The organism is Arachnia rubra (assembly GCF_019973735.1).
Lineage (GTDB): Bacteria > Actinomycetota > Actinomycetes > Propionibacteriales > Propionibacteriaceae > Arachnia > Arachnia rubra.
The window spans coordinates 1707475-1728234 of the sequence record NZ_AP024463.1 but is presented as its reverse complement, the minus strand read 5'-3'; the positions used below and the strand labels follow the sequence as shown (position 1 = coordinate 1728234).

The window sequence follows — 20760 nt, the reverse complement described above, 5'->3', positions numbered from 1 at the left end:
GCCGCTTATGAATGACTACCGCTGAGAATGTGATGACTCTCAGCTGTGATGACTCCACAGCTCTTCGCCGGAGTCATCCCGGATGATGGCGGCGGGGGAGCCAGCCAGGTCGATCTCTACATCAAGGTGCGTGGAACCATCTGGTGCGAAGCTGCGATAGATAAGCCTTTCATTTTCCAGGTGCAGGGGTTCGGTGCGTGCTCTAACCAGCCATGAGTGACGCCGCCTGAGTCCGATGAGGTCCTGGTGTGCTCTCAGGAGATGCGCCCCCAGCGGGGAGAACTGAGAAGGGCTGCTGGGGAATACCGGCCGGATGTCGTCGTCGCCTCCCAGGCGTTCCTCTTTTACCCCGACATAGCCCTGCTCATCGCCATAGTAGATAGAGGGGATGCCGCCGACGGTCATGAGGATGGCCAGCGCCAATATGGCTCCGTCGGCGCCCACCCTGGAAGCGATGCGCGTGACGTCATGATTCCCCACGAAGGTATTGGGCAGGAACGCGTCGAGGAACTGGTTATGACGCCTGAGAGCATGGTCCAGTTCGAAGAAATTGCGGTCATTGATGCTTGACCAGATCGCCTTCCACAGCTCGTACTGGGTCACGGAGTCGACGCCGGAATCAGCGACGAAAGCTACATAGTCGCCGTGGAGTACTTCCCCAAGCAGCCAGCAATCAGGATGGTGACGGCGTACCTGGCCTGTCACCTGCGCCCAGAACTCGGGAGCCACGGAGTAAGCCGCGTCCAAACGCCACCCGTCGATGCCGCGGTCCAGCCAATGCTTCATGACCTTGGCCACGAAATCCACCGTCTCCTGGCTGGCATGGTTGAGGCGCACCAGCGAGGCGTGTCCTTCAAACACCCTGGGTGCGGGCCCACCGGGAGCATCCCAGTCGATGTCAAAAAGCTCTCCGGCCCCAGCACCCGGCCCCTCCGCCAAGGCTTTCGCCACGCCAGGATATTCTGCGCCGACATGGCTGAAGACACCGTCCAGAACCAACCGTAGGCCGCGGGACCGGCACTGCTCGACAAGCTCGTCGAAATCAGCCTCACCGCCCAGGCGGGGATCAATTCTGAACAGGTCGAGTGAGTCGTAGCCATGGGACTGGGACTCGAAGATGGGGCCGAGCAGTAGGCCGGAACATCCCAACTCGATTGCGTAGTCGAGCCAGTCAAACAGGCGTCTCAGCCGGGGCCCGGGGGTCGTATCGGGTTCCCGGATCGGGGCCCCGCACAGCCCGAGGGGATAGACGTGCCACCAGATCGCATATTCAACCCAGCTCATGTGAAGATCGTAACCACCCTGCGAGAATAGGCACATGGAACTGGGCGAACCGAGGGCAGGACAGCTCCTGATCGCGACTGAGCCGGGGAGGGGGGGGATACTTCGAGCGTAGTGTCGTGCTGCTGCTGGATCACAATGATGAAGGCAGTCTTGGCGTCTGTCTTCATAAGGTGGGGGAGATGGACATGGTGGATTCGCTGGAGCATTTCAGTGATCTGCTGACGCCACCCGCACAGCTCTTCGAGGGTGGCCCGGTGTCTGGCCAGACAGCACTCGGGCTGGCCCAGGTCCGCAACCCATGGGAGGAGCCGCCGGGCTGGAGGCGGGTTTTCGCAGATGTGGGCGTGCTGGATCTGGAGTCCCCGGTGGAGCTGGTTCGCGGTGCCTACGTCCACATCCGCATCTACGTGGGACTGGCAGGCTGGGGAGCAGGACAGCTTGTCGGAGAACTGCTGCGGGGCTCCTGGTTCAGGACGCATGCATTGGCTGAAGAAATCTTCGGGACCCCGGAGAACCTATGGCGGCGGGTACTGCGACGGATCGGAGGCGGGCCCGGGACCTGGTCTACCTGGAGCGAGCATCCTGAATGGAATTAGAGCCCGCTGCCGCGGCGATGCTTGGACCGGCGATCTTGAGACATCCTCATGGCTAAGGCATACAGAAGGCGTACCGCCTGGTGTAGACCAGCGCCGCCAGCGAGCAGCAATCCCGTTGCCTGGAGGGGCGAGTCAGCGGCCGATTCCTGTGAGATCCCGGCGGTGGCTGTTCATACCAGGGAACTGTGGGGATGCTTGAGACCTCCACTAGCATGGGCGCCAGCCCGGGAAGGAGGCCAGCCTTAGTGGAGAACCGGAACCGCCCCCTGATACTGATTGTTGACGACGACCCAGCCCTATCAGAGATGCTGCAGATCGTATTGCGCCAGGAGGGGTTCGACACTGCTCACTGCGCAACCGGCACTGATGCTTTGACAGCGATGCGTGAGAATCGACCCGATCTGGTGCTACTCGACCTGATGCTGCCTGGGCGTGATGGGGTCAGTGTGTGCAAGGACATGCGCGCCGAATCGGGAGTGCCGATCGTGATGCTGACCGCAAAGTCCGAGACCGATGACGTGGTCCTAGGACTGCAAGCCGGAGCCGATGACTATGTGGCAAAACCCTTCAAGGCGAAAGAACTCCTGGCCCGGATCCGTACCCGGCTGCGCCGTGTGAGCGCCGCCCCGGGTGCTGATCAGCTGACCATCGGGGACCTCGTGATCTCCACCACCGCGCACACCGTGAAACGTGGCTCCGTGACGCTACCGCTGACCCCGCTCGAATTCGACCTGTTGCTTGCCCTCGCGAAACGTCCCTCACAGGTTTTCACCCGGGAGGCGCTGCTCGACGAGGTCTGGGGATACCGGAATGCGGCGGATACACGGTTGGTAAACGTCCACGTGCAGCGGTTGCGTTCCAAGGTAGAGCGGGATCCCGAGCATCCCGAGATCGTTGTGACCGTGCGGGGTATCGGATACCGGGCCGGTGAACCGCAACCCTGGTGAGCGAGGCCGCCAGAAGCTGACGAGGCTCTGGTGGAGTTCTCTGCCCCTGCGGGTGGTGCTGACCACCTTCACCGCGTCCTGCGTCGTGCTGGTCCTAGCCGGGGTCCTCCTGGTGCAACAGGCGACGGCAGGCATCGTGGAGACCAAGAGGACTGCTTCCATCCGGGAGGCATCCGGGATGCACCGTTTCATGCAGCGCCAGCTGCAGGCCCCGGAGAGGCTAGGAATGGCGACCTACGAGCAACTCAGCCGTTTGGTGGAACTCGCTGAGGCACAGGCAGCCCAGTATCTGGTGATCGTGGAGGGGCCAGCCTCTGTTCTGTCCTCGGGATCTGGAACAGGGTCATCGGCATCGGGCATCGGATTGGACTCGGTTCCGCAGGATCTGCGCCAGCAGGTGAAGGCCGGAGGCATGTACATCACCGCTACCACCATCCCGGTCAGTAGTGAGGGAGGTGAGGCTCAGCCTGGGCTCGCCATCGGCACCACCTTGGTCACATCCGCCGGCGAGCGGTTTCCGGTTTACTACGTCTTCCCGATGACGAGCGAGGTGGCCACACTCCGGGATATCCAGCGAGCCGTCTACACCACCGGGGTGGCGCTTTTGGCCGGGTTGACAGCCATCGCCTATCTCGTGACCCTTCAGGTGGTTCGCCCTGTCCGCAAGGCCAGTCGGACTGCATTACGCCTAGCCGCCGGACAGCTGGATGAGCGGATGCCAGTTAGGGGCACAGATGACTTGGCCTCGCTTGCAGTCTCCATGAACGAGATGGCATCAGACTTGCAGCAGAGGATCCGTGAGCTGGAGACCCTCTCCACAGTGCAGCGCCGGTTCGTCAGCGATGTCAGCCATGAGCTGCGGACCCCCATGACAACCATCAAGATGGCCTCCGACCTGCTCTATGAGGGCCGCGGAGAGCTGTCCCCCGAAACGGGGCGAACCGTGGAGCTGATGTACGCGGAGATCGACCGGTTCAGCTCCATGCTTGCGGACCTGCTGGAGATTTCCAGGTTCGATGCCGGAGCCGCTGTCCTGGAGCTGGAGGAAACTGACATGGACACGCTGGTTGTGGCTGAGACACAGGCACAGCGGGCCTTCGCCGACTCCCAGGGGAGCGAACTGCGCCTACAGCTGGATGGCCAGGCCAAGGCTCAGCTGGATGCCCGGCGCATCCGCCGTATCCTCCGCAATCTGCTCACCAACGCGATCGACCATGGGGAGGGACGCCCCATAGACGTCACGGTGGCCTCCGACGAGGATGCTGTCGCCGTCACGGTGCGGGATCACGGAGTTGGTTTCGAGGCTGAGATGTCCGGCCGGGTTTTCGACCGGTTCTGGCGGGCCGACCCATCCCGGGCGAGGGCAGCCGGGGGGACGGGGCTCGGGCTGGCTATCTCTCTGGAGGATGCGCGGTTGCATCATGGCTGGCTCTCCGCGTGGGGGCGGCCAGGCAAGGGCGCGCAGTTTCGCCTGACCCTGCCTCGCAACTCTGAGAAGACTCTGAACAGCTCGCCGCTGCCCATCATTCCTATGGACCTGGATGCCCGGAAGGACCTGCGATGAGCCTCCGCAACATGCTGACCTGGCTGGTCGCAGCAGTCATGGCGCTGGCTCTCGGGGCCTGCGCTGATATCCCAACCTCTGGGCCGGTGACGGAGGTGAGCGCAACCACGCAGGGACGCGGCGTGCAGATCGCCCCTGAACCGCCCCAGAAGGGTATGGCCGCATCCCGGATTGTCGAGGGATTCCTCCAGGCAATGGCGGATCCCTCGGGGGACTACCAGGTGGCACGCCAGTACCTGACCTCGTCTGCTCGTGATGCCTGGGGTCCCAAACAGGGAACCGTCATCTATGACGGATGGGTGGAGGCCGTTGGCGACGGCATGGAGCTGCGCGGCACCACCCGGGGCGTTCTGGACACTGCCGGGCGTTTTGCAGTGTCCCGGGAATCCCTCTCCCACGATTTCGGGCTGGTCCAGGAAGCGGGGGAGTGGCGGATCTCGGCGCCACCGCAGGGCGTGCTGCTTTCCAGCTACATCTTTGCTCGTTCCTACACCGCGGCGCGGTCGTATTTCATCTCTCAGTCAGGACAGACGGTGATCCCTGAGCTGATCCACCTGCCGACCTCTGAATTGACCCCAGGCAGAGTCGTGGAAGCTCAGATGGCTGGGCCAGGGACCTTTCTTTCTCCCACGGTACGCAGCGCAATCCCTGAGGGAGCCAAGCTGGGATCAGCAGGAGCCACCGTCGACTCGTCGGGTGTTGTGACTGTGGCCTTGGAGGGCCTGCGAGCAGGTCTCAGTGATGAGGCCCGCCGCGAACTCGGCGCCCAGCTCCTGTGGTCGTTGTCATCGATTCCCAGGGTCTCAGGCCTGCGCCTGACCTCGGATGGGAAGGCTTACCCACTCCCAGGACAGAATGAGAAGCAGATTCTGGAGTTATCGTCCCAGCAGGGATACCAGCCACTTTCCAGAGCCGGGTCCGCTGATCTCTACGGCGTCTATGAGGGTAGGGCTGGGAAGCTAAGCTCCGACACAAGTTTTGTCCCTCTCAGCGGCAGCGAGCCAGCGGCGGCCATGACAGCCATCTCCTTGGACGGCACGCTCACCGCGACAGTCACGGGAGATCCCGCTAAAGTCCAGATCGGCCCCAGCGGTGGAGCTCCAATTACAGCGGACACTGGCTTGACCCAGGCCAGGTCTGCTCACTTCGCACAGGGGCGGCTCTGGCTACTGGGACAAGGCTCAGGGGGACAGCAGCAGATGCTCAGCATGTCCTCTCAGGGGTCTACGACGGCTATCGACCTCTCAGTATTGCCTGGTGAGGTGGTGGACTTCTCCCTGGATGCCTCCGGCACACGGGCCGCGATGATACTCCGGATTGATGGGACCCCTCGTTTCGGCCTGGCATCGCTGGCCGGCGGTAACCAGCTCACCGGGTGGCAGGAAATCCACCTGATGGCCTCCCAGGAGGCAGAACTGGCAGATGCTGTCTCACTCGACTGGACCGGCGAGGTCAGTGTTGCTGTAATCGCCAACGCGGGTTCCGGCACTTCTGTGTTCGTGGTGAACGAGGATGGTTCGGAGGTCACCGATCTCGGGCCGTTGAGCGTGACGCCCGTACAGGTAACGGCCCTACCCCGGCCAGGCGGGGACTCCGTCGCTGTGCGGACTGGTGATGGAGTCGTCCTGCTGTACGAGCAGCACAGCGCCTGGCAACAGGCAAGGACCCCGATGGCCTGGATCAGCTATCCGGGATGAGTGTGGAAAAAGAACGTAGCGGCACCCAGCTGCCCAAGGTGGACAGTGTGCCTCTCTGTTTCATGAGTTCGCGCCTTTGCTGCTGGGTTCCTGCTGCCTGGTGTGCGGCGCCCCAGCCGTCGCTTGCTGCTCATCCTGTGAAGCCCAGCTGGCGGGTAGGCAGCCACATAGGCTGTTACGCAGAAGGCTCCGGATACCCGCCTGGGCTGCCAACTCGTACCGTCCTGAGCTGATGCGGCTCATCCCAGCGTTCAAAGACGACGGTGCATGGCTCCTGGCGCGGCTGCTGTCCCGCCGACTGGCTATCGCGGTCGCAGCCTGCCAGCCTCCGCCCCATGCCGTTCTCGTCCCGGTCCCCTCGCGGCCAGCGGCAGTGCGCCGCCGGGGCATCGACCACACGTGGACGCTCGCCCGCCTGGCCGCGCGCTCTCTCGGGATCCGGGCATCCCGGTTGCTGTGGCGCCTCGATGGTGGTGACGCCCAGCACACACAGGGACGTTCTGGGCGTGAGCAGCTGGTCGCTGCCAGCTTCCGGAGCCGCCCCTGCCCACATCCCGTGATTCTCGTCGATGACGTGGCCACCACCGGGACCTCCCTTGCGGTCACCCAGGAGGTGCTGCAGGACCGCGGCATCCTAGTTCTTGCCGCTGCCGTCATTGCAGATGCAAATCTGATGGGAACACGTTGAAAACCGCTCGCCACGAAGCACAACGGGAGTAACGTGGAGGAATGGAGACGCCAGCCAGACCCAGTTCGGAAGACGGGGAGCTGGCGTCATAGCTTTCTAGCCAGGAGGAGACATGGACGTCGTCGTCACCGGTCGGCACTGCACCATCAGCCCCGAGCTCAAAGAACTGGTCTATGACAGGATCGTCACAGTCGAGCGGTTGCGAGACCGGGTGATTCGGGTGGAGGTAGAGTTCTCGGCTTCGGATGGCACCAAGAACCCCTCCGACGCAGTAGAGGTCCAGATCACGCTCCGCAGCCGCGGCCCCGTCGTCCGTGCTGAGGCGAAGGCAAACGACAAGACGCTGGCCTTCGAGCAGGCATTTGACCGGTTGAAGGTCCAGCTCAGGAAGGCAGCGGACCGCCGTAAAACCCACCGGGGATTGCGCACGGCCATCTTCACCGAGGAGATCGCAGCCACTCCGCCGTCTGTTGAGGAGGAGCAGACTGAGCCGGAGGAAAACACCTACGAGGTCGCGGGCCTCGTGGTCAATGGGGATGGCCCTCTCGTGGTCCGCGAGAAAGAATTCGACGCGGTGCCACTCAACCTAGCCCAGGCCCTGGATGAGATGGAGCTCGTGGGGCATGACTTCTTCCTGTACCAGGATGCCAACACCGGGAAACCCTCCGTGGTCTACCGCCGCAAGGCCTACAACTATGGGGTGATCCACTTGAATGTGGCCCCCTGAACACCTTCTGTGGCGGGCCCGTCCCTGCGGACGGACCCGCCACAGTTTTGTGCTGCCTCAGGGCTGGCTAGGATTGCAGGTGGTGTGCTACAGCCACCGGAGTCAAATTGTTAAGGATCGTCAGACGTGGGTTTCATGGATTTTCTGAGCAACCTCGGCTCAGGTTCTCAGCTGAGGAAGCTGCAGAAGATTGCCGATCAGGTCAACCTGATCGAAGAGGACTTCCAGGAGATGTCCGACGCTGAGCTCAAGGAGCAGACCGACACCTTCAAGGAACGCCTTGAGGACGGGGAAGACCTGGACAGCCTGATGCCAGAGGCGTTCGCGACTGTGCGTGAGGCCTCCGTACGGGTGCTGAACAAACGCCACTTCGATGTCCAGATCATGGGTGGCGCTGCACTTCACTGGGGAAACATCGCCGAGATGAAGACCGGCGAGGGGAAAACGCTCGTCGGCACTCTCCCCTCGTACCTGAATGCGCTCTCGGGCAAGGGCGTGCACATTGTGACGACCAACGACTACCTAGCCAAGTACCAGTCCGAGCAGATGGGACGGATCCACCATTTCCTCGGTCTCGAGGTCGGGGTCATCCTGGCATCGATGTCTCCGGCCGAACGCAGGGTGGCCTACAAGTGCGACATCACCTACGGCACCAACAACGAGTTCGGGTTCGACTACTTGAGGGACAACATGGCGCTCAGCAGTGAGGACCTCGTGCAGCGGGGCCATCACTTCGCCATCGTCGATGAGGTTGACTCGATCCTGATCGACGAGGCACGTACCCCGCTGATCATCTCCGGTCCATCGCAGGACACGCATGAATGGTACCCAGTGTTTGCCCGGTTGGTGCGCTCCATGAAACGCGACCAGGACTACGAGGTGGACGAGAAGAAACGGACGGTCGCGATCTCGGGGGCCGGCATCGAGGTCGTCGAGGACCGGCTCGGTATCGACAACCTATACGAGTCCGCGAACACACCGCTTATCAGCTACCTGAACAACGCCATCAAGGCGAAGGAACTTTTCAAGCGCGACAAGGATTATGTGGTGCTGGGCGATGAGATCCTCATTGTCGATGAGCACACCGGACGCACGCTGGCGGGACGTCGCTACAACGAGGGCCTGCACCAGGCGCTTGAGGCCAAGGAAGGGGTGAAGATCAAGGACGAGTACCAGACCCTCGCCACCGTCACCCTGCAGAACTATTTTCGCATGTACGACAAGCTTGCGGGCATGACGGGCACCGCCAAGACCGAGGAGTCCGAGTTCCAGAAGATCTACGGCCTCGGCGTGATTCCCATCCCGACGAACATGCCGATGATCCGGATCGACCAGCAGGATCGGATCTATCGCACGGAGGAAGCCAAGTACAAGGCGATCATTGAGGACGTCGTGCTACGGCACGAGGACCGACAGCCGGTGCTTATCGGCACCGCTTCAGTGGCTAAATCTGAATTGCTGTCCGGCATGCTGAAGAAGGAAGGCATCCCGCACGAGGTTCTCAACGCGAAACAGCACGAACGTGAGGCAGCCGTGGTCGCGCAGGCCGGCCGCAAGGGTGCGGTGACTGTCTCCACCAACATGGCGGGTCGTGGTACCGATATCATGCTCGGCGGCAATCCCGAGTTCCTGGCCGACTTGCAGCTGCGCAAGCAGGGTCTCGACCCGGTCGAGACCCCCGAGGAGTACGAGGCCCAGTGGCCCGACACGCTGAAAGCCCTTGAGGAGCAGGTCGAGGCCGAGCACGACGAGGTGGTGGAGGCTGGGGGTCTCTACGTGATCGGCTCCGAGCGGCATGAGTCACGCCGCATCGACAACCAGCTGCGCGGACGTTCCGGCCGCCAGGGCGACCCGGGGGAGTCCCGCTTCTATCTTTCGCTCTCCGATGACCTGATGCGCCTATTTCGTCCAGAGGTACTGGAGCGTGCGCTGCTCATGCTGAAGGTGCCCGATGATGTGCCGATCGACGCCAAGTCAGTCAGCAATGCCATTGAGTCCGCGCAGAAACAGGTCGAGAGCCAGAACTTCGAGATGCGCAAGAACGTGCTGAAGTACGACGACGTCATGAACCGGCAGCGGCACGTCATCTACCGCGACCGGCGGCGGGTCCTGGACGGCGCCGACCTGTCCGAACAGCTGAGGGACCGGGCGGCCGAGGTGGTGGCAGCCGTGGTCCGGCAGTACACCAACGGTATCCCGGAAGACTGGGATTTCGACATGCTCTTCAATGAGCTGCGGACCCTCTACCCGGTTGGCCTCAACCAGGAGGAGATCGAGGACGAGATCCCAGGGCAGGACGAACTCGTCGAGATGTTCAGCGACGACGTGTCCAAGGCCTACGACGACCGGGAAGAGGCCCTCGGGGCCGACACCATGCGTGAACTGGAACGCCAGGTCGTGCTCTCGGTGGTGGACCGTAACTGGCGTGAACATTTGTACGAGATGGACTATCTGCGTGAGGGCATCGGGCTTAGGGCCATGGCCCAGCGGGATCCCTTGGTCGAATACCAGAGGGAGGGTGGCGACATGTTCGTGGCCATGAGGGAGGCCTCCTTCGAACAGATCATCGGGATGCTGTTCAATCTCCAGGTGACCCAGCCTGAGCCTGTCAGCGTTGGGGTGGTCACAGATGCCGAAGGCAAGCCGGAGGATGTGCTCGGGAAGGTCACGGCACTCGCCGAGGCAGAGACCAAGCCTGCTGAGCCCGCTGCTCCGCTGGCGAAGGGACTGGGCGGCAAGCGGCAGGAAAACCTCACATACTCGGCACCTGACGAGTCGGGGGAGGCAACCACCAGCCGTAACGGTTCCAAGAAGAAACCGGTAAACAAGGCGGCGAGCTCTGGGGGCGGAAACCGCGCTGCCCGCCGCAAGGCAGCCAAGCGCAAACACTGACTCACCGCCCTGACGTCAGGTTTGCCCTGAGAGAGCCTGTGCCAGGAGATCGGGGGGACGATGTCCCCCCCGGCGGATGGCCTCTCTTGGGAACTATCATGACGAACTGGGCCGATGGTGGCGCGAAGCGCATGCGATGACTCGGAGCCGGGCAGGATAGCCACCCAGTCGCTATCAACGCGGCTTGCAAGTCCTCAGGCGGGGAATCCCACCACCCGTAGATCTGAGCATTTCCAGCTGTCCCCCCGGTCAAAGCGCATGGCGCAGGCCAACCACCTGTCACGTATCTGGACAGTGCCACTGGCCTCCAGGCTGTCACGAGCGGGGCATTGGACGCGCAACGGTCCCACGCCGCTGATGCTGAAACTCGCAGCGTCTGAGTAGGAGACAAGCTGCTGGAAGGCTCGGGAGGACAGGTGAGGGCGGACCTGGTGCAGCGCTCGCAAACCCTGGAGAGCGTCGAGCACCGCCTGGGCCAGGGTGAGGGCCGTTAGTCGTTTCATGGCTGAAAACTAGGTGGCCGCAACCCACCGGGTAAGGGATACGCCACCGATGTACAACACCGCACCAGAAAATGACAACACATCCGTGACTGCCAACAACACTCCACATGGTGGGTGGAGTGCTATGGGTTTTGTGGACACTACTGAAAAATGGGATTTCTAGGCTGCTTTCTGGTGTTGGCTCCATTCTTGGTGGACGTGGTTGGGGGTTCGGTACCCTAACGCCGAGTGAAGTCGTTTCTGATTGTAACGTAACTCGATCCAGGCTGTCACATCCTTTATAGCATGTTTCCGTGTTGGGTAGATCTTCCGGTTCACTACCTCCTTCTTGCAGGTGGCATTAAATGATTCCGCTGCGGCATTGTCGTAACACGACCCAGTTCTACCTACCGAGGCACGGATACCATATGTGTTCATGATTTCCGCGTAATCAGCTGAGGTGTATTGCGAACCACGATCCGAATGGAAGACGGTTTCACCTCGGGTTACTGGGCAATTTCTGACTGCCATGTGTAAAGCCTCGGCAACAAGCCGGGTGCGCATATTCCCGGCGATCGCATAACCGATGATCTTTTTCGAGTAGCAATCCATGACGGTTGCTAGATAAGTGAATCCTTCCCAGGTGGGGATGTAGGTGATATCGCCTACCCATTTCTGCCCTGGTTTGTTGGCGGTAAAATTCCTTTTCACCAGATCCGGGCGGTGGTGAAGATCCTGGGCCGGGATGGTGGTACGGACCCGTTTCCGGGGCTGACAGGCCACCAAGCCAGCCCGGTGCATGAGCTGACGCACCAGCTCTGGGCTCGCGTGGATTCCCCGTTCAACCAGAGCTGCGTGGATACGTCGATACCCGTAGGTTTGCTCAGACTCGTGGAAGAAATGCGTAATTAAAATAGTGAGTTCTTCCCGGCGTTTCTGCGTCTCGGATAAACCCTGATTCCGCCATCTGTAGTAGCCGGAACGAGACACTCTGGCCCAGCGGCACATCAGATACACAGGATAGCTGCCTTCCTCGCGGTGAATATAAACATATTTCGCTGCTACCGGGATTCCTGCGCGAAGAAGGCCGCCGCTTTTTTCAAAAACTCGATCTCCATCTTCGCTTCACGCAACTCAGCCTGCAAGCGCTTGTTCTCCGCCACCTGATCCGACGAGGCTTCTACCATACCTGGGTCGGGATGCTGCTTCCGCCATATTCTCACCCAGTTACCCACAGTTTGCGGAACCAGATTGTAGGACTTCGCCACTTCCGCTATCGGCCGAGACCCCTCAAGAACCTCCGCGATGATTTGTTCTTTAAACTCTTTACTAAATTTCGAAGCCGGCATAGTACAGATTTTACCTCACATGTTCGAATAAACTCAGGTTTTTCACCACTGTCCACGAAACGCCGGGCACTCCAGTGGAAGATTGGCCTGGCTTTGAGGTCGTGTTTGGACATCCGGAATGATTGTTCGATGTTCCATAGGTCGTGGTAGGCGTCGATCACTTCCTGTCCTGGCATGGCGGTTATGGGAATGTTGGTGACGTAGCCTTTCAACCCGACCAGTTGTTTCGCTCGGGTCAGCGCTTCCTCGTTGAGGACAGCGGTGCCTTTGCTGGTGGTCACGAACCGTGGGTTGCGGGCGGTCTTCTCGCCGGCCACGACGGCCCGGGCCTTGTTCTCCTGCGCGGTGAGGGGGTGGTGTCATAGGGTCGTAGCAACAGTGCTTGTTAGGGAGGGGTTGTTGGTGCGGCGGTTGTTGACGGTGACGGATCGGGCTGGGATCGCGAGGGGCTTGGCGGAGGGGTGTGGGTTGCGTGAGATTGCTCGGCGGATTGGTAGGGATGTGTCGGTGGTTTCGCGGGAAGTGGCCCGGAATCAGGGTGAGACGGGGTACAAGTGTGTGGCTGCTGATGTAGCTGCGCAGCGGCGGCGTGCCCGGCCCAAGCTCCGCAAGATTGATGCTGATCTGGTGTTGAAGCAGCGGGTGATTGCTGATCTTCGGAGGTCTCGTACACCACGTCAGATCGCGGGAAGATTACGTGCTGAGGCTGGGGGTGACAGGCTTGAACCGTGTCAGGGTTCCCCCACGGCCCAAGGAGCGAGCGTGTCTCATGAAGCGATCTACACCTGGATTTATGCGATGCCGAAGAAGACGCTGCGGGAGCACGGTGTCATGCTCGGGTCGAAACGCACTAGCCGTCAGTCCCGGCGTCGTTTGGGTGAGCGGAAATCCCCGATTGTGGGAATGGTCAGTATCGATCAGCGGCCTCAGGAGGTTACAGGACGGAAGGTTCCCGGTCATTGGGAAGGAGACTTGATCATCGGCGCCTACGGCAGAACAGCCGCGATCACCCTCGTCGAACGAACCACCCGGTTCGTCACGATCCTCGCCCTGCCGAAGGGCAAGAACGCAGACGGGGTGTGTGACGCCCTGATCGACCACATCACTGGGCTGCCCGAATTGATGAAGGGCACCCTGACCTGGGATCAGGGCTCTGAGATGGCCCGGCACGCCGCGTTCACCATGGCCACCCAGATGCCGGTGTACTTCGCCCATCCCCACTCTCCCTGGGAACGCGGCAGCAATGAGAACACCAACCGACTCATCCGTGACTACCTGCCCAAAGGCACTCCCATCCCCCAACACCAGCCCTATCTCACAGCCATCGCCGAAGAACTGAACGAACGCCCCCGAGCCACCCTCGGCTACCTCACCCCACGAGAAGCTTTCCAGAAACTACTCGTTGCTTCCACCACTTGACACCGCCGGGTTCTACGGTCGTGGAGTGCACGTTTGTGGCTGTAGTGCCATACAGCCCGCCACGAATGCGGATACCGGATTGGATCCCAAACCGGTTCGGCCCGTTCCGTAATGGGGTTGGCTGTCTGGGCCCTGGTGGTTTTATCCCTAGGGGTGATCGTGTCGATCAGTTGTCCGTCAGTGAACGCGTCCCCTATGCCAGCGGAAATGTTTGGCGAGGTCACCCGGGGCTTTGACCGGGCGGGACCCGACAATGAACCCCAATCCCGCCTCGTGAAGTGTTTGGAGGTTGGTCATCGACAGCATGCCGGCGTCGGCGACCACCACCACTTCGCCGAGCTGGTGTCGGGTCGTGAACTGGTTGATGATCGGGATGATGGTGTGGGTTTCGGTTTTGTTGCCTTCCCAGGAGCCGATCTCCAGCGGGAACCCATGGCGGTCTACGAGAAGCCCGACGATGATTTGCGGATCGACGCGGCGTTCCTTGCTGTATCCGACCTTGCGGAGCTTGTCTTCGTGCTCGACCTCGAAATGCAGGGTCGTCACGTCATACATCACTAGTGTCACGTCTCCGTCTCTGGTGGCGTGGCCGTAACAAGCCGCAGCCAACTGGTCTCGGTAACCCCGCCTTGCGATCCTGGCCAGACAGCGGTGCATCGTCGCCCGGTGCACCGGAACAATCCCGAGCTCGGTCAAGACCCGGGCACTGTCCAGCATCGATGTCGGCTCGACCAGGCGGGCCAGCACGAGCTGGAAGAACGCCTCATCACCGACCACGTCGAAACCCAACGCCTTCCAAGTAGCCCAGACCACCTCAACCAGCAAAGCGGAACTGCTCCCAGTGACCACCGCAGGCTGCGTGGGTGTCGCTGCGCTGAAGTCCAGCATCTGCTGATCTGGTGGGACCAGCTTGGCCCGGCCAGCGGCCATCAACACAGCCAGCCCGGCCTCGTCATGGGCAGACCCGAGATGCTCGATGATCCGGTTTTTGCGGCCTTCCTTGACCACGATCTGCACAGCTGTCGCCCCGGAAGCGGTCTTCACCTTCCGCAGAAACGGGCTCACCTACCAGATCCTACCCCCCGATTAGTGACCCACACGACACACCCAAAACGCCCTGACAAGCACCAACACAATCCACAGACACCAACCCAACCTCAACTGCGACAAGTCAGGTCCGGCGGCGGGCCTGGCCGGGCCGTGAGCGGCCTGGTAGGCCCTAATGTTGATGTGTGACGAGAGAACTGGTGTTCATACCCATCGCGCATGAAGAACTGGCGGCGATAGACGGAACGGTGCAGCTGACTGATAGGAAAGCTCACCGGGTCACACCAGAGCTGTTGTCCTCTCTCGGATACACGCCTGGGCAGCAGGAAGACGCGGAGTACGCCGCGCTGGTACTTGCCTCGGTGGCGGCTCTGGCGGCTTACGGGGAGAGGCTGGTCTTGGTAGCTGAGGTCGAGGCTTCCCTGGTGAGGTCCGGGGATAATCCAGCCAATGGGGACTGCCTGGTCGCTCAGGTTGCGCCTGAGGCTATGACCTGCTGGTTCAGCGAAGCCCCCGGCTTCGACCTTTCCGCCGCCGCAGCAGCAGCCCAAGGCCTGGACGTCGACACCGCATGGGGGTTCGAGGAGGTCCAGGGACTGTTACATGAGTCCGATCTGCTGTGGAATGACGTTGAGGAGTACCGCCGGGGGCTTCGCTAGAGGATCAGCCCTGGGTCAGCCAGGCCTGGGCACGCCGCTCGATGCCGGCGAAAGCCCGGGCGATCATGGGTTCCACCTGAGCTTCAATCTTTTTGCCGACCAGGGGGATTTTCACCTCCAGCTCACCGACATAGACCGCTTCCGAGGATGCGGGCCCGGTCGGCGAGAGGGTGGCATCGGCTTCGACGCTGACAGGAGCACCGGCGATGTCCACCGTGAAGTTGCCCTTCCGGACACCAGCCTCGTCTGGGTCACCCCAGGCAAAAGACTGCTTGATGCGGATGCCCTTGCCGAAGAACTTCGAGATTGACTCGGGCGCAGGAAGAGTCAGGTCCAGGTGGGTGGCATCGTCAGCGATATTCACGGTGTGCTCTATCGCGTTGGCGTGCTTGGCGACATCATCGATGAACGCCTCGTTGCGGAACAGCGCCGCCACCTGGTCGGGGCTGCCGTTGAATTCATGCTTGTAGTTGAGCTGCATGGGGACCAATGTAGCGTTGGTCTCGCTGTGATATCGAGACGGTGGCTAGCATGATCAACATGAGGATCGACCTGCACACCCACTCGCGAGTCAGTGATGGCACAGACACCCCGACCATGCTCGTGATGAAGGCGTTCCAAGCTGGTCTGGATGTTATCGCGCTGACCGACCATGACACCTTCGACGGGGTCGCTGAGGCCATGGAGGCTGGGAAGCGCATCGGGGTGAGAGTGCTGCCCGGCATTGAGATCTCATGCCAGCACAACGGCCGTGCGGTTCATCTGCTGGGCTATGGCTGTGATGTCTGGAACCGTCTGTTGAACGAGGAACTCGCCAGGGTGAGGGTGGGCAGGACGCAACGGCTTCCGGAGATGTGTCGCCGACTCACTGAACTCGGCTATCCCGTGACGATCGACGAGGTCATGGCGACAGCGAAGGGAGCCCCATCAGTCGGGCGCCCCCACGTAGCGGACACCCTCGTGGCAAAGGGCGTTGTAGCGAACCGGCAGGAGGCATTCGACTCATTCCTGGCGCCTGGACAACCAGCCTACGTCCCCCGGTATTCCATCGAGGTGGGCCGTGCCATCGACTTGGTGCACGTGGCCAGGGGAGTGGCCGTACTGGCCCATCCATGGGCCCCCATGACGCGGGAGGCCCTCGGAGCACCCTTCATCGAGCAGCTGGTGAGGGAACATGAGCTCGACGGCATCGAGACCGATCACAAGGATCATGACCGCGAGACCCGGTTGCTGTTGTTCGAGATGGGCGCGCGTCTCGGTCTGCTGCGCACCGGCTCCAGTGATTATCACGGGGAGGCCCGGCCTGAGCGGCAGCTGGCGTGCTACACCACCCGGAAATCCGCTTACCTTGAGATGCTCTCCCGGATCCGTGACAGAGGCGGCGCTGCGTGACCGCTGCCGTTGCCGGGCGATAAAGTTGCCCGCATGGAGTCCGAGTCCGCCACGACAGCAGAGAAAACCGTACAGCGTTCGGAAGCACGCAGCCGTGAGATCGAGGCCGAGATCGCCTCGGGCCCGGCCAGGTTCCGGCTGCTCACAGGAGACCGTCCCACTGGTCGTCTACACATAGGGCATTATTTCGGTTCACTCCAGAACCGTGTTCGGCTGCAGAATGCCGGGATCGAGACCTTCCTGGTCATTGCCGACTACCAGGTGATCTACGACCGTGATGGTGTCGGTGAGCTGAAAGACAACGTCTACAACATGGTGGCGGACTACCTCGCAGCCGGCATCGATCCAGAGCGCACGGTGATCTTCACCCATTCGGCAGTCACCGCCTTGAACCAGCTGCTGGTTCCCTTCCTGGCACTGGTCACTGACGCGGAGCTGCGCCGCAACCCCACGGTCAAGGACGAGCTGGCGGCGTCCACCCGCCCGATGTCCGGGCTGATGCTGACTTTCCCGGTGCACCAAGCGGCCGACATTCTGTTCTGCAAAGCCAACCTGGTACCTGTCGGCAAGGACCAGCTCCCGCATGTCGAGCAGACCAGGGTTATCGCACGCCGTTTTGATGAACGCTACGGCCGGGTGGATCCAGCCAGGCCGGTTTTCCCGCAGCCCGAGTCGTTGCTCAGCCGGAGCGGGACCATTCTCGGCCTCGATGGCAAAAAGATGAGCAAGTCACGCGGGAACACCATAGAACTCGGGATGACGGCAGACGAGACCGCGAAGCTGCTGAAACGTGCCGTCACCGACTCGGACCGTCACATCACCTACGACCCCGTCAACCGGCCTGAAGTGTCGAATCTAGTCAACATAACGGCCATGTGCCTGGACCGGACTCCAGAGGAGGTGGCTGACGAAGTTGGTGATGGCGGGGGCGGCGGATTAAAAAAGCTTGCCACAGCCGCCGTGAATGACCATTTCGCCAGGCACCGGGCGTACCGGGCCGAGCTGGTCGCCGAACCAGGCATCCTGCGTGAAGTACTGCGCGCCGGCAATGAGCGGGCCAACGCTGTCGCTGAGGAGACCTTGTCACAGGTGCGCCAAGCTATGAGCATGGACTATTAGGCTCACATGGGATTGCCCGCCTGGAGTTGTCCTCCGCCAGTAGCGGAAATCTCACTGAGCAGTGTCGTTGGTGATCTCGATCCCAGCCCGGCGGCGACGCCTACGTCTGCGAGTGCGGACACCTGCATTGTCCTCTGGGCCCTTGACCACCTGAGGCTCCGCAGTGGCACGGCGACGCCGCCGGCGCCGGGTACCACCTTCGGCTGTGGTCTCCTTGCGCGCCCGGTTCTCGCGTTGCGGCCTCGCGGAGCGTGGTAGGCGACCTTTCGTGTGCTCCGGGATATCGAGGTCTGTGTATAGGTGGGGAGATGACGAATAGGTCTCCACGGGGGTGTCGAAATCCAGCTGGAGAGATTTGTTGATCACCTTCCAGCGGGTCACGTCTGGCCAGTCGACCAGAGTGACGGCAACCCCCGTGTGACCAGCACGTCCCGTGCGCCCGATACGGTGCACATAGGTGGCATCGGTGTCAGGGCACTCGTAGTTGATCACGTGACTCACCCCAGTGATGTCGATTCCCCGGGCAGCAACATCAGTGGCAACCAGCGTGGTGACGGTTCCTGCCCGGAACTTCTTCAGGGCACGCTCCCGGGCAGTCTGGTTGAGATCACCATGAATGGCTGCGGCGGGGAAGCCGCGGTCCTGCAGTTCGTCAGCCAGACGCTGGGCAGCCCGCTTGGTGCGGCAGAACACCATCACCTTGCCCACATCGCGCGCCTGGGCGATGCGGGAGACCACCTCGGGCTTGTCCAGGTCGTGGGCCTGATACACGAACTGGGTGATATCAGGCACTGTCGCCTGGGCGTCTGCCCCCTCGGCGCGGATGTTGACAGGACGGTTCAGGGTGGCCCGGGCGAGGGCGAGGATGGGGGCAGGCATTGTTGCTGAGAACAGGAGGCTTTGACGCTCCTGGGGGGTCTTCGCCAGCAATTTCTCGATGTCGGGAAGGAAGCCGAGGTCCAGCATCTCGTCGGCCTCATCCAGCACCAACACCTCGACCTTGCTGAGGTCGAGGGCACGGCGGTTGACGAGATCGAGGAGACGTCCTGGGGTCCCGACAGCCACGTCGATGCCCTTCTCGAGGGCGGAAAGCTGCTCATCATAGCTGGTGCCGCCGTAGATCGTCAGCACCCGGATGTTTAAGCGGGATCCTGCCAGCTCCAGGTCACGCGTCACCTGGAGGGCAAGTTCCCGGGTAGGGGTGATGACCAGGGCCCGGGGAAGCCCATGGCTGGCCGGTTCGCCGGTTTCCTCTACGCTGGCCTGGAGCCGGTGCAGCAGAGAGGTACCGAAAGCCAGTGTCTTGCCGGTGCCCGTACGCGCCTGGCCGATCAGGTCAGTACCACTCAGCGCCAGGGGTATGGCAAGTGCCTGAATGGGAAACGGATTTACGATGCCGGCCTCAGCCAGTGCCGTGGTGATTTCTTCACGGATACCGAGATCGGCAAACGTCTCGGAGGTGGTTGTCTCGCTCAGGGTGAAACCTAACTGTCGGGCGGCGCCTGACGTGGGTCAGGGCCGGTGTTTATCAGAGAGTGCCGAAGCCCACGGGCCGGCCTTCAGCGGCACCCAGATCAACGTAGGCCAGTTTCGCAACAGGGATGATGACCCGGCGACCCTTGTCATCGGCAAGTTCAAAGGGCGAGTTGCTGGCGAGGGCCTCGTTCAAGACCGCGACGACCTCGTCGGCGGTGCTGGTGGTGCGCACCTGAAGTTCACGGGAGATGTCGCTGATTCCAATCCTGACGTCCATGATGTCTACCTTAGCCGCGTTCTCCATTTTCGCAGCGAGCCAACGCGACGGTTATGTTGTCCCGGCCACCACAGGAATTTGCCCACGACACCAGGGATTCCGCCAAGTCGACCGGATCATGACTGAATCCCCTGGCCTGCTCGAACACTGCCGTCAGGTCCTCCGGTGAGCTGGCATAGTTCCACAGACCGTCACTGCACACCAGCAGCCACCCAGGGGCATCAGGACGCAACTCCACCAGGGAAGGGTTGACGTCCGTAGCGTTGCGGCCCAGCCAGCGTGTGATCGAGTGCGCTTGCAGTGAGCGTTCCGCCTCCTCGCGTGGCATGCCCAGCATCATGCGGGCCTGAGCCATGGAGTCATCTTTGGTGAGTTGCCAGCTCACCCCGTCATCCCCGAACCAGTAGGCACGGGAGTCCCCGATGCTGCCCACCCGGATCAACCCGTCTGCGACAGTGGCTGCCACCAGAGTGCATGCCGCGGGTTCGCTGTCAGCCCCAGCGGTGAGCACCGCTTCGTGAGCACGGGCAAAGGCCTCGTTAAAGGACTCCGCCTCGGCTGCGCCGGCTGCGAGCGCTTGCACAAGAGCGGAGCATGCCTCTTCCACGGCCACCAGCGAGGCCTGCTCCGCTCCGAAGGCCGTGCTCACGCCATCGGACACAACGAGTACGGCCCGGTTGGTGGGATGCGGACTGGCGGCGATACACAAAGCGTCCTGATTGGTGCGGTGCCTGGTTCCGATGTCGCTGCACCCAGCTACCCACGGAGCCGGAACCACGGTGTAGTGGTCGCGGTCCTGGGTTTGAGCTCCCGCTGGGTGCATATCACTGGGCCTCGCCTTCGCTAATCGTGGGGCACATCCTAGCCCGGTGGTGTCGTGGCTGGCAGCTTCATAGAGGACGGACGTGGTCCGCCTGCATGCCTTTCGGACCCTGGACTATCTCAAACTCCACGCGCTGGTTCTCGTTCAGCGTCTTGAAACCTGGCAGATCGATGGACTTGTAATGAACGAATACGTCGTCTCCGGCGCTGTCATCGACGGCGATGAAGCCAAAACCCTTGTCCGGGTTGAACCACTTGACGGTTCCTAGAGTCATGCTGTTCTCCTGCAAAAGCCGCCTCACCACACCTTGTGGCGGGCCCTG

General features: G+C 61.7%; 20 protein-coding genes and 2 pseudogenes. 11 read left to right on the top strand and 11 right to left on the bottom strand.

Translation table 11 applies throughout. The features are described 5' to 3' along the window. Nucleotides 1-39: 39 nt before the first annotated feature. Nucleotides 40-1284 carry an alpha-amylase family protein gene (locus SK1NUM_RS07865; RefSeq protein ID WP_212320951.1) on the bottom strand — a complete coding sequence of 415 codons (1245 nt, stop codon included), beginning with the start codon at nt 1282-1284 and terminating at the stop codon, nt 40-42. Nucleotides 1285-1361: 77 nt separating this feature from the next. Here SK1NUM_RS07865 and SK1NUM_RS07860 point away from each other — a divergent pair, with 77 nt between their 5' ends. From SK1NUM_RS07860 to secA, 7 genes are all read left to right on the top strand, one after another. After that, on the top strand, nt 1362-1880 hold the full coding sequence (locus SK1NUM_RS07860; protein ID WP_223927968.1) for a YqgE/AlgH family protein: 519 nt from the start codon (nt 1362-1364) through the stop codon (nt 1878-1880). Nucleotides 1881-2092: 212 nt separating this feature from the next. Then, entirely contained in the window at nt 2093-2827 is a 735-nt protein-coding gene (gene mtrA / locus SK1NUM_RS07855; RefSeq protein ID WP_212327603.1) for an MtrAB system response regulator MtrA, read from the top strand. After that, nucleotides 2808-4391: an MtrAB system histidine kinase MtrB gene (mtrB, locus tag SK1NUM_RS07850; protein WP_212320947.1), complete on the top strand. Its 1584-nt coding sequence runs from the start codon at nt 2808-2810 to the stop codon at nt 4389-4391. Before mtrA ends, mtrB begins: the two co-directional genes overlap by 20 nt. Continuing rightward, complete coding sequence (locus SK1NUM_RS07845; RefSeq protein WP_212320945.1) at nt 4388-6088, top strand: GerMN domain-containing protein; 1701 nt, start codon at nt 4388-4390, stop codon at nt 6086-6088. Before mtrB ends, SK1NUM_RS07845 begins: the two co-directional genes overlap by 4 nt. 232 nt (nt 6089-6320) lie before the next feature. Next, nucleotides 6321-6776 carry a ComF family protein gene (locus tag SK1NUM_RS07840; protein ID WP_212320943.1) on the top strand — a complete coding sequence of 152 codons (456 nt, stop codon included), beginning with the start codon at nt 6321-6323 and terminating at the stop codon, nt 6774-6776. Nucleotides 6777-6888: 112 nt separating this feature from the next. Then, on the top strand, nt 6889-7503 hold the full coding sequence (gene hpf, locus SK1NUM_RS07835; protein ID WP_212320941.1) for a ribosome hibernation-promoting factor, HPF/YfiA family: 615 nt from the start codon (nt 6889-6891) through the stop codon (nt 7501-7503). Nucleotides 7504-7629: 126 nt separating this feature from the next. After that, a complete protein-coding gene (gene secA / locus SK1NUM_RS07830) occupies nt 7630-10395 on the top strand; it encodes a preprotein translocase subunit SecA (RefSeq protein WP_455550325.1) in 2766 nt (921 codons plus the stop codon). Nucleotides 10396-10589: 194 nt separating this feature from the next. Here the strand turns inward: secA and SK1NUM_RS07825 are convergent, their stop codons facing one another. From SK1NUM_RS07825 to SK1NUM_RS15450, 4 genes and pseudogenes are all read right to left on the bottom strand, one after another. Then, nucleotides 10590-10898, bottom strand: a complete 309-nt coding sequence (locus tag SK1NUM_RS07825; protein WP_212320939.1) for an Rv3235 family protein — start codon at nt 10896-10898, stop codon at nt 10590-10592. A 159-nt stretch (nt 10899-11057) separates the two neighbouring features. Then, complete coding sequence (locus tag SK1NUM_RS07820) at nt 11058-11948, bottom strand: IS3 family transposase (RefSeq protein ID WP_212327380.1); 891 nt, start codon at nt 11946-11948, stop codon at nt 11058-11060. Further along, the gene (locus tag SK1NUM_RS07815) at nt 11939-12226 is read right to left on the bottom strand and encodes a transposase (protein ID WP_212320937.1); all 288 of its coding nucleotides are present in this window, start codon (nt 12224-12226) and stop codon (nt 11939-11941) included. The genes SK1NUM_RS07820 and SK1NUM_RS07815 overlap by 10 nt, the downstream gene beginning before the upstream one ends. A gap of 74 nt (nt 12227-12300) precedes the next feature. Continuing rightward, nucleotides 12301-12576 (bottom strand): annotated as a pseudogene (locus SK1NUM_RS15450) (IS1634 family transposase); the annotation flags it as partial. Between SK1NUM_RS15450 and SK1NUM_RS07810 the strand changes: the two are divergent. Then, nucleotides 12488-13645, top strand: coding sequence for an IS30 family transposase (locus SK1NUM_RS07810; protein WP_317988058.1), 1158 nt, complete (start codon nt 12488-12490; stop codon nt 13643-13645). The pseudogene SK1NUM_RS15450 and the gene SK1NUM_RS07810 overlap by 89 nt on opposite strands. Here the strand turns inward: SK1NUM_RS07810 and SK1NUM_RS07805 are convergent. Beyond that, a pseudogene (locus SK1NUM_RS07805) lies at nt 13642-14710 on the bottom strand (IS1634 family transposase); the annotation flags it as partial. The gene SK1NUM_RS07810 and the pseudogene SK1NUM_RS07805 overlap by 4 nt on opposite strands. A gap of 167 nt (nt 14711-14877) precedes the next feature. Here SK1NUM_RS07805 and SK1NUM_RS07800 point away from each other — a divergent pair. After that, a complete protein-coding gene (locus SK1NUM_RS07800; RefSeq protein WP_212320933.1) occupies nt 14878-15351 on the top strand; it encodes a DUF6912 family protein in 474 nt (157 codons plus the stop codon). Nucleotides 15352-15355: 4 nt separating this feature from the next. On the opposite strand, the gene SK1NUM_RS07795 is transcribed toward SK1NUM_RS07800, so the two are convergent. After that, nucleotides 15356-15832, bottom strand: coding sequence for a DUF2505 domain-containing protein (locus tag SK1NUM_RS07795; RefSeq protein WP_212320931.1), 477 nt, complete (start codon nt 15830-15832; stop codon nt 15356-15358). Between the two features lie 59 nt (nt 15833-15891). Between SK1NUM_RS07795 and SK1NUM_RS07790 the strand changes: the two genes are divergently transcribed. Beyond that, nucleotides 15892-16743 (top strand): PHP domain-containing protein, encoded by an 852-nt coding sequence (locus tag SK1NUM_RS07790; RefSeq protein ID WP_212320929.1) that lies wholly within the window; start codon nt 15892-15894, stop codon nt 16741-16743. A gap of 33 nt (nt 16744-16776) precedes the next feature. Then, complete coding sequence (gene trpS, locus SK1NUM_RS07785; protein WP_212320927.1) at nt 16777-17862, top strand: tryptophan--tRNA ligase; 1086 nt, start codon at nt 16777-16779, stop codon at nt 17860-17862. Nucleotides 17863-17913: 51 nt separating this feature from the next. Here the strand turns inward: trpS and SK1NUM_RS07780 are convergent, their stop codons facing one another. From SK1NUM_RS07780 to SK1NUM_RS07765, 4 genes are all read right to left on the bottom strand, one after another. Then, the gene (locus SK1NUM_RS07780) at nt 17914-19338 is read right to left on the bottom strand and encodes a DEAD/DEAH box helicase (protein ID WP_212327598.1); all 1425 of its coding nucleotides are present in this window, start codon (nt 19336-19338) and stop codon (nt 17914-17916) included. A gap of 52 nt (nt 19339-19390) precedes the next feature. Then, nucleotides 19391-19615: a DUF3107 domain-containing protein gene (locus SK1NUM_RS07775; RefSeq protein ID WP_212320925.1), complete on the bottom strand. Its 225-nt coding sequence runs from the start codon at nt 19613-19615 to the stop codon at nt 19391-19393. Nucleotides 19616-19625: 10 nt separating this feature from the next. After that, the gene (locus SK1NUM_RS07770; RefSeq protein ID WP_212320923.1) at nt 19626-20438 is read right to left on the bottom strand and encodes a PP2C family protein-serine/threonine phosphatase; all 813 of its coding nucleotides are present in this window, start codon (nt 20436-20438) and stop codon (nt 19626-19628) included. Nucleotides 20439-20505: 67 nt separating this feature from the next. Further along, nucleotides 20506-20712, bottom strand: a complete 207-nt coding sequence (locus SK1NUM_RS07765) for a cold-shock protein (protein ID WP_212320921.1) — start codon at nt 20710-20712, stop codon at nt 20506-20508. Nucleotides 20713-20760 lie beyond the last annotated feature (48 nt).